The organism is Duffyella sp. Ts4, assembly GCF_051851875.1.
Classification (GTDB): Bacteria; Pseudomonadota; Gammaproteobacteria; order Enterobacterales; family Enterobacteriaceae; genus Duffyella; species Duffyella gerundensis.
The window spans coordinates 40,861-56,063 of the sequence record NZ_JBLYPN010000002.1; the positions used below are offsets into that span (position 1 = coordinate 40,861).

Sequence of the window (15,203 nt, forward strand, 5' to 3'; positions counted from 1 at the left end):
TGCAGGCTAAGACTATAGCGTAAACGGCTGGTGAAAAGCGCGGTAGTGACTCGCTTTTGAGAGCAGTTCCAGATGGCTGCCCTGTTCAACGATTCGGCCTTCTGCCATCAGGCAGATGCGATCCATATGCTGCAGGCCCTGCAGTCGGTGCGTCACCATAATCACAGTTTTATCACGGCTCAGGCGCTGGAGCAGCGCCAGAATCTGCTTTTCCGTCTCGGCATCGAGGCCTTCGGTTGGCTCATCCAGCAACCAAATCGGGCCGTTGTGCAATAGTGCACGTGCAATGCCCAACCGACGACGTTCACCACCGGAAAGGTCTCTGCCGCCTTCACCCAGCCAGGCATCCAGCCCGTGCGGGTCGAGCAGCAATTTCTCCAGCCCGGTTTGGCGTAGAGCATCAATCATGCTGTCATCAGAGGCGGAGGCGCAGGCGATTTGTAGATTCTCACGCAGCGTTTGATTAAACAGATGCACCCGTTGCGTTACCACGGTGAGGGTTGCCCGCAGCGCCGCTTCACTCCAGTTTTGTAATGGGACTCCGCTTAGCAGGATGGTGCCCTGTTGCGGATCCCATGCCCGCGTGAGCAGGTTCAGCAGCGTGGATTTGCCACAGCCGGTGTAACCCAGCAACGCCACTTTCTCACCTGCACGCAAATGTAAATCCACCGCGTCGACCGCTGGCTGCGCGCTGCCCGGATAGCTAAAGGTCACCGCCTGCAGGTCAATTGAAGCCGCCGTGAGCACCGATGAGGTTTCTGGAAAACGCACCGTCGGCGGTTGCTCAATGATATCGGTAATGCGCTCTGCAGCGCGGGTGACCTGGCTGAGATGCAAAAACGCGGTGGCCAGCGGGCCCAGCGCCTCAAAAGCTGCCAGCGTGCAAAACACCACTAAAGCCAGCAGGGCGCTTGGCTGAGCGTGATCGTCTACGCCCGCTGCCGCCAGCCAGAGTACGGACACCACACTGGCGCCGGTGATGATCGTCAGCAACGCCTGTGAACAGGCCGCCAGCGTAGTCTGACGACGCTGTGCCTGCTGCCATTGTTCTTCTGTCTCATCCAGTCGCTGGCGCCATAATGCTGCCATGCCGAAAATTTGCAGTTCAGCCTGCGCCTGCAGCCAGCCGGTCAGGCGATCGCGCCAGACGCCGCGCAGCACACTGATGGCGTGTCCGCCAGGCTGGCCCAGCCGATAAAAAAGCAGCGGTAACAGGCATAGCGTCAACAGCATAATGCTACCGACCAGCAACCCGAGCTTCAGGTCGAGATAGCCTAAACCCAGAGCGACCACCAGCGTCACGATCACCGCGCTGATCAGCGGCGAGATAATGCGCAGGTAAAGATGATCCAGCGTATCGACATCCGCAACAAAACGGTTAAGCAGCTCACCCTGACGAAATCTCATCAGCCCGGCAGGCGCCAGCGGCAGCAGGGCACTGAAGGTATGCACGCGCAAAAAACGCAGTACCCGGAATGTCGCATCGTGGCTGACCAGTCGTTCAAAATAGCGCGACGCGGTACGCACAATCGCCGTGCCGCGCACGCCCGCTGCAGGAAGCATATAGTTGAAAGTGGTTAAGCCCGCTGCGCCCGCCAGCGAAGAGGCGGCGAGAAACCAGCCCGACAACGTGAGCAGTCCGATGCTGGCCAGCAGGGTCAACAGCGCAAGCACCACACCGAGACTGAGCAGCCAGAATTGCCGACGCCACAGGCGAAAAAATGGCAGCAATGCTTTCATCGTTCCGTCTCCTTGCGCTGTTGCAACAGAGAAAATAGCGGGCCGGGCAGGTGATGCAATGCATCCCAACTGCCTTGCTGAATGATTTTTCCGTCGCGCATCACCCAGATTTCATCCCACGCCGCCAGTTCAGACATTCGGTGCGTCACCATCAGCGTGGTCTGCTGATAAGACGCGTTAATCAACGCCTCCGTAATACGCTGATGGTGGTGCGCATCCAGGCTGGCGCCCGGCTCATCCAGCAGCAGCAAGGCAGAAGGTTTCATGAGCGCTCTGGCAACGGCCACCCGCTGTGCCTGACCTACCGAGAGACGCAGAGCATGTTCGCCCACTTCGGTTTCCAGGCCCTGCGGCAACAGTGGCAAAAACTCATCGATACCACAGGCAGCGATAACCGCAGGCAGGCGTTCAGTCTCTGCGCCTGCAGGTAGCAGATTTTCACCCAGCGTTGTGGCAGGCAGTTGCGGATTCTGGCCAACCCAGCTAAGGCATTGATGCCATTGCGTGGGAGCAAGTTCGCGAAGTTCAATGCCGCCAATGCGTAACGAGCCCTGATAGGGAAGAAAGCCGAGCAGTGCATTGATCAATGAGGTTTTGCCCGCGCCGCTTTGCCCAACCACAGCCACGCGCCTGCCTGGCGGCAGGCTAAACGTCAGCGGCCCGGCCAGCAGCGTACCGGCTGGCGAACAGATCACCAAATCGCAGGCCTCAATATTCAAGACGGTAGCAGCGGGCAGGTTAGTGCCCTGATGAGGCGCGGGATGATCCTGTGAGAGAAACTGTTCAAGTACGTCGGCCGCACCCACCGCCTGCGCTTTGGCATGATAAAAGGTGCCCAAATCGCGCAATGGTTGAAAGAATTCCGGTGCCAGCACCAGCACCAGAAATCCGGCGAACAGCGTGACGCCACTATTGTAGTGACCGAAGTTCAACTCGCCGAGATAGGAGAAGCCAAAATAGACCGCCACAATGGCAATCGCCAGCGAGGCGAAAAACTCCAGTACCGCCGAAGAAAGAAAGGCCAGGCGCAGCACTTCCATCGTGCGCAGACGAAAATCTTCTGTTGCCTGGCCAATATGCTGTTTTTCCGCCTCGCCACGATGAAACAGCCGCAGCGTATCGAGCCCGCGCAAACGGTCAAGAAAGTCGCCGCTGAGACGCGCAAGGGCAGCAAAGTTACGGCGGTTAGCATCAGCAGCGCCAAGTCCAACCAGCGCCATAAACAGCGGAATCAACGGCGCTGTGGCAAACAGAATCAGCGCGGCGGCCCAGTTTATCGGCAGGACTGTTAAAAGAATAACCAGTGGAATCAGCAGCGCCAGCGTCATCTGTGGCAGGTAGCGCGCGTAATAATCCTGCATGTCCTCAATTTGCTCCAGGAGCAGGCTCGACCAACTACCCGCCGGTTTGCCCTGGATCCAGGCCGGACCTGACTGCTGTAGCCTGTTCAATACCTGCTGACGTAGCGCACGACGAATCGCCAGGCCAGCCATAAACCCGGCGCGTTCACGCAGAAAATTAACCGCAGCGCGCAGCACAAAGCAGCCGAAGAGAGCGATAAACAGGAGGAGCAGATCGTGGCGGTCGGCGTTGTGCTGAATCAGTGCCTGCAACAGCGAAGCGAGCGTCCAGGCTTGCAGTACGATCATCACCGCTGCCAGCGCGCCAAGCAACGAGCAGACATGAAGCCAGCGTTGACCATGCGAACGCTGCTGGCGCAGCCAGCGGCTGAGAAACTGTTGACGCGTTTTATTCATCGTTGACCGTCTACAAAGGCGATGGCACTCGCAAAAGCGCCACTCAGGATGCCGAAAAATGTATCACGGAGACAATAAAAAAGGCGACTGCATAAGCGTCGCCTTTGGTAATTAAGATCGACTGATTAACAACTTAGCGATCGTTTTTAACCAGCCCATCCAGATAGCGCTCGGCATCCAGAGCAGCCATACAGCCGGTACCGGCAGAAGTGATAGCCTGACGATAGGTATGGTCCATCACATCACCTGCGGCAAAGACACCTGGGATGCTGGTCTGCGTGGCGTTACCGTGCAAACCGGACTGCACGGTAATGTAGCCATTTTCCAGATCAAGCTGGTCGGCAAAAATAGCGGTATTTGGGCTGTGGCCGATAGCGATGAACACGCCTGCTACATCCAGCTCTTCCGTAATCGTCTCATTAAGGCTGCCACGCAGACGAACACCGGTTACGCCCATCTGATCGCCCAGCACTTCTTCCAGCGCGCGGTCAGTGTGCAGCACGATATTGCCGTTATTCACTTTATCCATCAGGCGATCGATCAAGATTTTCTCGGCGCGGAAGCTGTCACGACGGTGAATAAGATGTACTTCCGCTGCGATATTCGCCAGATAAAGTGCCTCTTCCACCGCGGTGTTACCGCCACCGACAACCGCGACCTTTTGGTTACGGTAGAAAAAGCCGTCGCAGGTCGCGCAGGCGGAAACGCCTTTGCCCTTAAAGGCTTCTTCACTCGGCAGGCCGAGATAACGTGCTGACGCGCCGGTGGCAATGATCAGCGCATCGGCCGTGTATTCACCGCTGTCGCCGATTAAGCGGAAAGGGCGATTTTGCAGATCGACGGTGTGAATATGATCGAACAAAATTTCGGTGTTAAATTTTACCGCATGCTCATGCATACGTTCCATCAGCAAAGGACCGGTCAAATGCTCTGGATCGCCTGGCCAGTTTTCAACTTCGGTGGTCGTGGTAAGCTGACCGCCTTTTTCCAGGCCGGTGATCAATACCGGGTTGAGATTGGCGCGTGCAGCATAAACTGCTGCGGTATAGCCTGCCGGGCCTGAGCCCAAAATAAGTAGCTTACTGTGTTTGGCCGTACTCATGACTTCCCCATTGCTATTCGGCATAAAACATGTCCGAGGATTGTAGGCAAATTATGCAGGCAAAAAAAGGCTTGTGCGATTTTGTTACCGATAGATGCAAGTGGTGTAGCCGATAATCAGAAAATTTCCGCCTGCTGCGCTAAAAGGGGGCAAAAAACGGCCGATGCTGGTGCACTTGCCGCAAATTACCCATTTAAAAACAGTTAAGCAGCACTCCATCTGGCATCTTGTACTGATTTTGGTTGTTTTACTTTGACAATCGGCTGCGCTTTTGCGAAAACAAGGGAGGAAGCAGAGTGTGTTTAACGGTAACGGCCGGGCGTAATATCCTGTTTTAGCTAATTAAGCCAATAAACTCAGCCTGACATCAAAAAGGCAGCATGGAGTGGACAGACAACGTGCGTGCTTTTCGGGTGGTGCTTTGATCGGCACAGGCTTATCTCTTTCAAAGAAAACTCTGCGCTAATGAATGGTTGCAGGGTGTGGCAGGCAAAGGGAAGGAATGAAGAGAGACAATAATAATGGTAGATAATAAAAAACGCCCCGGGAAAGATCTCGATCGTATCGACCGCAATATTCTTAATGAACTGCAAAAAGATGGACGCATTTCCAACGTCGAGTTGTCGAAGCGTGTGGGGTTATCGCCAACGCCATGCCTTGAGCGTGTTCGTCGCCTGGAGCGTCAGGGATTTATCCTTGGCTATACCGCGCAGTTGAACCCGCACTATCTTGATGCCTCACTGCTGGTTTTCGTTGAGATTACTCTGAATCGCGGCGCGCCAGATGTGTTTGAACAGTTTAACGCCGCGGTACAAAAACTTGAGGAAACTCAAGAGTGTCATCTTGTTTCAGGTGATTTCGACTACCTGCTGAAAACGCGTGTGCCAGATATGTCCGCCTACCGAAAACTGCTGGGCGAAACCCTGCTGCGTCTGCCGGGTGTCAACGACACGCGTACCTACGTGGTCATGGAAGAAGTGAAACAGAGCAACCGCCTTGTCATTAAAACGCGGTAACACAGGGCAGGTGCAAAACCTGACGGGTTTAGGTACACTCCTGTGAATTCATACAGGTTCAGCGTCGGGCTCCTATCCCGGCGCTGTTGCCTTCACTATTTACGGGCACCTGGAGAGTTCTCTTGAGCCAGGAATATACAGAAGATAAAGACGTTTCCCTGCAGCCTCTTAGCAGCGGACGTCGTCTGCTTGAAGCTTTGCTGATCATCGTAGCGCTGTTTGCTGTTTATCTGATGATAGCACTAGTGAGTTTTAATCCCTCCGATCCCAGCTGGTCGCAAACGGCCTGGCATGAACCGATCCATAACCTTGGTGGTGGCGTAGGCGCATGGCTGGCTGATACCTTGCTGTTTATCTTTGGCGTGATGGCGTATGCCATTCCTCCGGTGATCTTAGGCCTGTGCTGGATTACCTTTCGCCAGCGTGATCGCCAGGATTACATCGACTATTTTGCCGTAGGATTACGTCTGATAGGCGTGCTGGCGCTGGTTATCACCACCTGTGGTCTGGCAGCGCTCAATGCTGACGATATCTGGTATTTTGCGTCGGGTGGCGTAATTGGTAGCCTGGTAAGTAACGCCATGGTGCCGTGGTTCAACGGTGCAGCAGGCACACTGACGCTGCTGTGCATCTGGGCAGCGGGTCTAACCCTTTATACCGGCTGGTCGTGGCTGACTATCGCTGAAAAAATCGGTGGCGTCGTCATGGGCGTACTGACCTTTGCCAGTAACCGTTCGCGTGATGACGATCGCTGGCAGGATGAGGAAGATGAACCGCAGGCGCCGGTCATTCAGCGCGCAACGCCCGTTGCAGAAGATGATGAAGATATTCTGCTGGCTCCGCCACGCAAACTCTCCGCTCATGCAGCTAACGACAATACCGATAACGATGAGCTGGACGATCCGCTGTTTGCGCCGGTAGCGAAAACGCCTGCTGCACCCGCCGCCGTTGAGGCCGCTGCGCCAACAGTCCCGCCAGCTGCTGCGTCTCAGCCTCAGCCAGTGGCAACCGCGCCGGTGCAACAACCGCCTGCGTCGCCTGCTCAGCCTGTAGCAGCCAGTCAGCCAGCGCCGCATTACGCAGCGGCTGAGCCAGAAACGCCACCGCTATATCACTTCGATATCCCTGAAGATGCTGCCCCTGCAGGGCAGATCGACGAGGAGGAGCCTGTTATGGGCAACTGGCGCGGCACCACTGATCCAGCCTCACCGTTCGATTTCTCTTCACCGCAACCCTCGCAGCCCGCTCAGATTCCTGCTGCGGCTACGGTAGCGGCGGCGGGTTTTGCCGCCAGCCAGGCTTCTGCCCATGCCTTTATGCCGGAATTTAGCGCCAGCAGTAGCGAAGAGATTAATCCACAGGTCAAGCAGGGCATTGGTCCTGAACTTCCCCGGCCTAATCCGGTTAAGCTGCCAACGCGCCGCGAGCTCGCTTCCTATGGCATTAAGCTACCGTCACAGCGCATGGCAGAAGAGAAAGCTAAACAGGAAGAACAACGTCAGCCATCTACAGAACCGACCACGGATGCCGTAGAAAATGCGGCACAGGAAGCGGAACTGCGCGATGCCTGGCAAGAACAACAGCAACAGCGTTACGGCGAAGAGTATCAGCCCCAGGCTGAAAAAGAGGAAGAAGAAGCACGTGAACAGGCAGCGCTGGCTCGCCAGTTTGCCGATCAGCAGCAGCAGCGTTATCAGCCGCCTCAGCCAGATACGCCGGCGCCTGCTTTCTCTATCGATACAGCCGCCGCGTTTGATTTCTCGCCGATGGATGATCTGGTCGACGACGGACCCGGTGAACCGCTGTTTACCATCGCTGCCACGCCTGAAGTCGAGCTGCCGCAACAGTCAGCGCAGTGGTCCGCTCAGCAGCCGGTTAACACGCCGCCGCGTTACGAGCCGCCAACGCCGCCCAGAGTGCATGATGCTGAACCAGTATTTGCACCCGAACCGGTTCCACGTTATGTCGCACCTGAGCCGCCAGTGCAGCCCGAAGTGCATGATGCTGAACCGGTATTTGCTCCCGAACCGGTGCCACGTTATGTCGCACCCGAGCCGCCGCCAGCACAGCCGCCAGCCCAGCCCGCTTACGCCGCGCCGGTGGCACCCGCTGCACCAACACCGGAAAAAAACAGCATGCAGGATAGTCTGTTTCATCCGTTCCTGGTGCGTCATGAGCAACCGATGGAGAAACCGTCAACGCCATTGCCGGTGTTGGAGTTATTGACGGCACCGCCTGAAGAAGAAGAACCGGTAGATATGTTCGCACTTGAGCAGACGGCGCGGTTGGTTGAGGCTCGTCTGGCTGACTACCGTGTTAAAGCGGAAGTGGTCGGCATTTCTCCGGGCCCGGTTATCACGCGCTTTGAGCTTGATCTGGCGCCTGGCGTCAAAGCGGCGCGTATCTCAAATCTCTCTCGCGATTTGGCGCGTTCGCTTTCTGCAGTTGCGGTGCGTGTGGTTGAGGTGATTCCCGGTAAACCTTATGTGGGTCTTGAGCTACCAAACAAAAAGCGGCAGACGGTCTATCTGCGTGAAGTGCTGGATTGCGCCACCTTCCGCGACAATCCTTCGCCGCTGGCCGTTGTGCTGGGCAAAGACATTGCAGGCCAACCGGTAGTGGCCGATTTGGCAAAAATGCCGCACCTGCTGGTTGCCGGTACCACCGGTTCGGGTAAATCGGTCGGCGTTAACACCATGATCATCAGCATGCTGTATAAAGCGACGCCGGATGAAGTGCGCTTCATCATGATCGACCCGAAAATGTTGGAGCTGTCGGTTTACGAAGGCATTCCGCATCTGTTAACAGAAGTGGTAACCGACATGAAAGATGCCGCCAATGCGCTGCGCTGGAGTGTGGGTGAGATGGAGCGTCGCTATAAGCTGATGTCGGCGCTCGGCGTGCGTAACCTTGCTGGCTATAATGAAAAAGTGATGCAGGCCGAAGCGATGGGCAGGCCGATTCCCGATCCGTTCTGGAAACCCGGCGATAGCATGGACAGTACGCCGCCAGTGCTGGAAAAACTGCCTTATATCGTGGTGTTGGTCGATGAGTTCGCCGATTTGATGATGGCCGTCGGTAAAAAGGTGGAAGAGTTAATCGCACGCCTGGCGCAAAAAGCGCGTGCGGCTGGCATACATTTGGTACTGGCTACGCAGCGTCCGTCGGTGGATGTGATTACCGGCTTGATCAAAGCAAACATCCCGACCCGTATCGCTTTTACCGTCTCCAGCAAAATCGATTCGCGCACCATTCTCGATCAGTCGGGTGCAGAATCGCTGTTAGGCATGGGCGATATGCTCTACATGCCGCCTAACTCATCGATGCCAATCCGTGTTCATGGCGCTTTTGTGCGCGATGAAGAGGTGCATGCGGTAGTCAGTGACTGGAAGGCACGTGGTCGTCCGCAGTACATCGAAAGCATCACCGCGGGCAGTGAAAGCGAAGCGGGCAGTCTGGGGCTGGAAGGCGATGAAGAGCTGGATCCGCTGTTCGATCAGGCGGTGGCCTTTATCGTTGAGAAGCGGCGTGCATCGATTTCAGGTGTGCAACGGCAGTTCCGCATTGGCTATAACCGTGCTGCTCGTATTATTGAACAGATGGAAGTGCAGGGCATCGTTTCGCCACCAGGCCATAACGGTAACCGCGAAGTACTTTCTCCACCGCCTCATGAGATGTAAACCTCGCACGTTGCATTAAGGCTTTCACAATGGACCAGATTATCTGGTCCATTGTTTTTTCAGGCGTTGTCCCCATATCTGAACAGGCTTTCGGGAAATTCTCCTGTGCAGCTCTGTGTCCAGACGCTATGGTTATGACGGTTGTCACAGGATAAAAACGGTCAATAAGGAAACGTTAAATGAAAAAGATTCTTCTATCTTGCTGCGTGCTCACGGCATTTGCATCAGCCAGCGCATTGGCCGACGGTGCCAGCGAACTCCAGCAGCGCCTTGATAAAGTAAACAGTTTCCACGCCAGCTTTACGCAGAAAGTCACCGACGGCAGTGGGGCAAACGTGCAGGACGGTCAGGGCGAGCTGTGGGTTAAGCGACCGAATCTGTTTAACTGGCATATGACCGCCCCCGATGAAAGCATCATCATTTCTGATGGCAAATCGCTGTGGTTCTACAACCCGTTTGTTGAGCAGGTTAGTGCCAGCTGGCTGAAAGATGCGACCAGCAACACGCCATTTATGCTGATTGCGCGCAACCAGGCGAGTGACTGGAAACAGTACAATATCAAACAGCAGGGCGATCAATTTTCACTGACGCCAAAAAGCGATGCCGGAAACCTCAAGCAGTTCACTATTAACGTTTCCCGCAGCGGCACCATCAATCAGTTCAGCGCAATTGAGCAGGATGGTCAACGTAGCAACTATGAGCTGAAGAGCCAGCAAAACGGTGCTATCAGCCCGGATAAATTTACCTTTACGCCACCTAAAGGCGTGACGGTGGACGACCAACGACAGTGAGGCCAGTGTGGGCAACCTCTCTCTGAACTTTGCCAGTAACGAATTTCAACCTTTGGCCGCGCGTATGCGGCCAACCACGCTGGCCGAATATATCGGCCAGCAGCATTTGCTGGCTACGGGTAAACCGCTGCCGCGTGCCATTGAAGCGGGCCAGCTGCACTCAATGATTTTATGGGGGCCACCTGGCACCGGCAAAACCACGCTGGCAGAAATTATCGGCCACTACGCCAGTGCCAACGTGGAGCGTATTTCAGCCGTAACCTCCGGCATCAAAGAGATTCGCGAAGCGATCGAACGTGCCCGCCAAAGCCAGCAGGTCGGCCAGCGCACCATCCTGTTCGTGGATGAAGTACATCGCTTTAACAAGAGCCAGCAGGACGCTTTCCTGCCGCATATCGAAGATGGCACCATCACGTTTATCGGGGCCACCACTGAAAACCCCTCCTTTGAACTCAACTCCGCACTGCTGTCACGTGCGCGCGTCTATCTGCTCAAGTCGTTAACCACAGAGGATATCGAACAGGTGCTGGATCAGGCGATGCGCGACAAAACCCGCGGTTACGGCGATAGCGATATTGTGCTGCCTGATAATACCCGGCGCATGATTGCTGAACTGGTGAATGGCGATGCGCGGCGTGCCTTAAACACGCTGGAAATGATGTCAGATATGGCTGAGCTTAATGCGCTGGGTGAGCGTGAACTGACGCCGACATTGCTCAATGAGGTGTCTGGCGAACGCGCAGCGCGCTTTGATAACAAAGGCGACCGTTTCTACGATCTGATCTCTGCACTGCATAAATCGGTGCGCGGTTCAGCACCGGATGCGGCGCTCTACTGGTATGCGCGCATTATCACCGCAGGCGGCGATCCGCTTTACGTTGCGCGTCGGCTATTGGCCATCGCTTCTGAAGATGTCGGTAATGCCGATCCACGCGGCATGCAGGTGGCTATTTCCGCCTGGGATTGCTTTACGCGAGTAGGCCCGGCGGAAGGCGAGCGCGCCATTGCACAGGCTATTGTGTATCTTGCCTGCGCGCCAAAAAGCAACGCCGTTTATAACGCTTTTAAAGCGGCAATGCGTGATGCGCGCGAGAATGCCGATCACGATGTGCCTGACCATCTGCGTAATGCCCCGACCTCACTGATGAAAGAGATGGGATTAGGCAAGTCCTACCGCTATGCCCATGATGAACCCAACGCCTATGCAGCCGGCGAAGACTATTTCCCGCAGCAAATGGCCGGTACGCGTTATTATCATCCCACCTCGCGGGGCCTTGAAGGTAAGATCGGCGAAAAGCTCGCCTGGCTTACTGAACAGGATCAAAATAGCCCGACAAAACGCTATCGCTAAAACGGACGTTACGGTAAGGTTAGCAGTAAATTCAACGCATTCGCACGTCGAATGCGTCTCCTTTTTCATCCATTACTTAAAGCACAGGACAAGCATGCTCGATCCCAATCTGCTGCGTAACGAGCCAGACGCAGTCGCAGAAAAACTGGCACGCCGAGGATTCAAACTGGATGTGGACACGCTACGTTCGCTGGAAGAGCGTCGTAAAGTGCTGCAGGTCGAAACTGAAAACTTGCAGGCTGAGCGTAACGCACGATCCAAATCTATCGGGCAGGCGAAAGCGCGTGGGGAAGATATCGAGCCGTTGCGTGAGGAAGTGAACGTACTGGGCGAACGCCTGGACGCAGCGAAAGCTGAGCTGGATGCTCTGCAAAATGAGATCCGCGATTTCGCGCTGGCCCTGCCAAACTTGCCAGCTGATGAAGTTCCTGCTGGCAAAGATGATACGGATAACCTTGAAATCAGCCGCTGGGGCGAGCCGAAGCAATATGATTTTGCCGTGCGCGATCATGTTGAACTGGGCGAGATGCAGCAGGGCCTTGATTTTGCCACCGCGGCGAAATTGACCGGTTCACGCTTTGTGGTGATGAAAGGGCAAATTGCGCGGCTTCATCGTGCGCTGAGCCAGTTCATGCTCGATCTTCATACCGAACAGCACGGCTACATGGAAACCTATGTGCCTTACCTGGTTAACCACGCGTCACTGTTTGGTACCGGTCAGTTGCCAAAATTTGGTGAAGATCTTTTTCATACGCGCCCGCTCGAAGAAGAGGCATCAAGCAGCGACTATGCATTGATTCCAACTTCAGAAGTGCCGCTGACCAATCTGGTGCGCGACGAGATTCTGGAAGAAGAGTCGCTGCCGCTGAAGTATACCGCGCATACGCCGTGTTTCCGTTCGGAAGCGGGTGCTTATGGACGTGATACACGCGGACTGATTCGCATGCACCAGTTCGACAAAGTCGAAATGGTTCAGATTGTGCGTCCGGAAGACTCAATGCAGGCGCTGGAAGAGCTGGTTGGCCACGCGGAGAAGGTGCTGCAGCTGTTAAACCTGCCTTATCGCAAAATGTTGTTATGCACCGGCGATATGGGTGCAGGCGCAACCAAAACTTACGATCTGGAAGTGTGGTTGCCTGCGCAGGATACCTACCGCGAGATCTCTTCGTGCTCCAACATGTGGGATTTCCAGGCACGCCGTATGCAGGCGCGTTGCCGCAGTAAAAGCGATAAAAAAACGCGTCTGGTGCATACGCTCAACGGCTCAGGCCTGGCAGTAGGCCGAACGTTGGTAGCCGTACTGGAAAACTATCAACAGGCCGATGGGTCGATTGTCGTACCTGAAGTGTTGCGTCCTTATATGCAAGGACTCGAGGTGATTGGCTAAACCATCATCCCAACATTAAAGCCTGCCGTTTGGCGGGCTTTTTTTTGGAAAAAAGGCGTACGGCTGAAATAATTACCGCGATCTCATAAACTTAACAGTAAGAGTAATTATTATCGTCTTCCCGGCAGGCTCCGGGAGTGAAAGCTATATTATTCATAGAGATAACTTTTTCCCTGTCCGCTACTTCAACCGCCGTAACCTCCTGTTAATGAAAAAAATTTATCGGTCAAAGACAAATTGTGCGCCTGTCTGAAAGCGCTCATTGACTTTAAAAAAGCTAATGGCATTATGCGCGCAAAATCTTACGCTTATTCTGGTTCCCTTCGCTATGTCCACCTGGTCCCGCCCCGTATTTATGCTGCTTTGCGGCCTGATGTTGCTGACGGTGTCTATTGCCGTGCTCAATACCCTGGTGCCGCTGTGGCTCACGCATGATCTTCTGCCAACGTGGCAGGTTGGGGTGGTTAGCTCAGCGTATTACACCGGTAACCTTGCGGGTACGCTTGCTGCGGGTATGGTGATTAAACGCTACGGCTTCAATCGCAGCTATTACCTTGCGGCTGCACTGTTTGCCGTTGCCAGCATGGCGCTGATGCTGACGCAAGGTTTCTGGTCATGGTCAATGGCGCGCTTTGTCGCCGGTATTGGCTGCGCTCTGATTTGGGTGGTGGTGGAAAGCGCACTGTTATGCAGCGGTACGTTGAAGAATCGCAGCCAGCTGCTGGCGGCTTATATGATCGTTTATTATCTGGGCACGGTGCTGGGTCAGCTGATGGTGAGCGGACTTTCGACGCAGCTGGCACAGGTTATTCCGCTAGTTACCCTGCTGATTATGCTGGCATTTCTGCCACTGGTACTGGTGCGTATTTCTGCCAGCAGCGAACAGGAAGAATCTCCGGCATCGCGCATCTGGCCAATGCTGCGCCGTCGCGGGGCGCGCCTTGGCATCAACGGCTGTATCATTTCCGGTATTCTGCTCGGTTCGCTATATGGTCTGATGCCCGTTTATCTTTCTCATCAGGGCATGAATGATTCGGCGGTGGGTTACTGGATGGCACTGCTGGTGAGTGCAGGCATCGTGGGACAATGGCCGATAGGACGTCTCGCCGATCGCTTTGGTCGACTGATGGTTTTACGTGTTCAGGTATTTGTGGTGATTTTGGGCGCGGTTGCCATGCTGGGGAATGCTGCTATGGCACCAGCGCTCTTTATCCTTGGCTGTGCAGGTTTTACGCTTTATCCCGTGGCGATGTCATGGGCCTGTGAAGCCGTGCCGCACAATGAACTGGTAGCGATGAATCAGGCGCTGCTGTTGAGCTATACCATCGGCAGCCTTGCCGGACCGACCATGACGTCATTACTGATGCAAAACTATTCCGATCAGCTGCTGTTCGTCATGATCGCATTGGTGGCACTGGTCTATCTGGTTATGCTGCTTCGCAAGGCCGATCAGCAAATCACTCCCATCGCTCACGCCTAAAAATAACGGGGCGTCAGCCCCGTTAATAGATCACTTTGTGGCCATATTCCGCCAGAATACCTTTTATCCGATCCATGGTCTCTTTTGACGGCGGCTTAACACCTTCCAGCTGATACTCTTCGCCAAGAGCAACCCATTTATGCTTGCCAAGCTCATGATAGGGTAAAAGCTCTATTTTCTCGACATTACCCATATCACGGGTAAATTCTCCCAGCCTGTGTGCAGAGGCGTCATCGTCGGTATAACCGGGAACCACCACATAACGAATCCAGGTCCGAATGCCTTTTTTGGCAATATAACGCGCAAAATCCAGCGTGCGGTGATTAGACACGCCGACCAGAATCTGATGGATATCGTCATTCATCTGCTTCAGGTCGAGCATTACCAGATCGGTTACCTCCAGCAATTCATCAATCACTGGATCATAACGGCGGACAAAACCGTTGGTATCCAGGCAGGTGTGAATGCCCTCAGCTTTGCAGGCACGAAACCAGTCGCGAACAAATTCTGCCTGCAGGATCGCTTCGCCACCAGAGGCGGTCACGCCACCGCCGGAGGCGTTAATATAATGGCGATAGGAGGTGACATCGTTCATCAACTCTTCGACCGTGGTTTCGCGGCCGGCATGCGTGTCCCAGGTATCGCGATTATGGCAATACATACAACGCATCAGGCAGCCCTGAAAGAAGGTGATAAAGCGAATGCCAGGGCCATCAACGGTGCCACAGGATTCAAAAGAGTGAATACGGCCGGTTACTGACATTGCGATGGTTCTCCCATTGTTATCTGGTGAGCAGGTGACGCAGTCTGTTGGTGCTGCGTTAAGTTAATCTGTTTTGCCCGGCGTCTGCTGCTGAGGCGACTGGCAAAGCGGACTGGAAGAAAAGGCTCCTGACGGA

General features: G+C 54.8%; 10 protein-coding genes. 6 read left to right on the plus strand and 4 right to left on the minus strand.

What is annotated here, in order from left to right:
• Window positions 1–12 precede the first annotated feature (12 nt).
• The 3 genes from cydC to trxB all read right to left on the minus strand — a co-directional run bounded on the left by cydC (window position 13) and on the right by trxB (window position 4,599).
• Window positions 13–1,740, minus strand: coding sequence for a heme ABC transporter ATP-binding protein/permease CydC (gene cydC, locus ACJY2L_RS03135; RefSeq protein WP_439212900.1), 1,728 nt, complete (start codon window positions 1,738–1,740; stop codon window positions 13–15).
• Entirely contained in the window at window positions 1,737–3,497 is a 1,761-nt protein-coding gene (gene cydD / locus ACJY2L_RS03140; protein ID WP_439212901.1) for a heme ABC transporter permease/ATP-binding protein CydD, read from the minus strand. The genes cydC and cydD overlap by 4 nt, the downstream gene beginning before the upstream one ends.
• 133 nt (window positions 3,498–3,630) lie before the next feature.
• Complete coding sequence (trxB, locus tag ACJY2L_RS03145) at window positions 3,631–4,599, minus strand: thioredoxin-disulfide reductase (RefSeq protein ID WP_439212902.1); 969 nt, start codon at window positions 4,597–4,599, stop codon at window positions 3,631–3,633.
• Window positions 4,600–5,120: 521 nt separating this feature from the next.
• On the opposite strand from trxB, the gene lrp reads away from it, so the two are divergent.
• The 6 genes from lrp (at window position 5,121) to ACJY2L_RS03175 (ending at window position 14,304) form a co-directional block, all read left to right on the plus strand.
• Complete coding sequence (gene lrp, locus ACJY2L_RS03150; RefSeq protein WP_006118610.1) at window positions 5,121–5,615, plus strand: leucine-responsive transcriptional regulator Lrp; 495 nt, start codon at window positions 5,121–5,123, stop codon at window positions 5,613–5,615.
• Window positions 5,616–5,737: 122 nt separating this feature from the next.
• A complete protein-coding gene (locus ACJY2L_RS03155) occupies window positions 5,738–9,295 on the plus strand; it encodes a DNA translocase FtsK 4TM domain-containing protein (protein WP_439212903.1) in 3,558 nt (1,185 codons plus the stop codon).
• A 179-nt stretch (window positions 9,296–9,474) separates the two neighbouring features.
• The gene (gene lolA, locus ACJY2L_RS03160; RefSeq protein ID WP_439212904.1) at window positions 9,475–10,086 is read left to right on the plus strand and encodes an outer membrane lipoprotein chaperone LolA; all 612 of its coding nucleotides are present in this window, start codon (window positions 9,475–9,477) and stop codon (window positions 10,084–10,086) included.
• Window positions 10,087–10,093: 7 nt separating this feature from the next.
• Window positions 10,094–11,437, plus strand: coding sequence for a replication-associated recombination protein A (locus ACJY2L_RS03165; RefSeq protein ID WP_209500183.1), 1,344 nt, complete (start codon window positions 10,094–10,096; stop codon window positions 11,435–11,437).
• 94 nt (window positions 11,438–11,531) lie between these two features.
• A complete protein-coding gene (serS, locus tag ACJY2L_RS03170) occupies window positions 11,532–12,824 on the plus strand; it encodes a serine--tRNA ligase (protein ID WP_439212905.1) in 1,293 nt (430 codons plus the stop codon).
• Between the two features lie 328 nt (window positions 12,825–13,152).
• On the plus strand, window positions 13,153–14,304 hold the full coding sequence (locus tag ACJY2L_RS03175) for an MFS transporter (protein WP_067429193.1): 1,152 nt from the start codon (window positions 13,153–13,155) through the stop codon (window positions 14,302–14,304).
• 22 nt (window positions 14,305–14,326) lie between these two features.
• Here the strand turns inward: ACJY2L_RS03175 and pflA are convergent, their stop codons facing one another.
• The gene (gene pflA, locus ACJY2L_RS03180) at window positions 14,327–15,067 is read right to left on the minus strand and encodes a pyruvate formate lyase 1-activating protein (RefSeq protein WP_187486387.1); all 741 of its coding nucleotides are present in this window, start codon (window positions 15,065–15,067) and stop codon (window positions 14,327–14,329) included.
• Window positions 15,068–15,203: the final 136 nt, after the last annotated feature.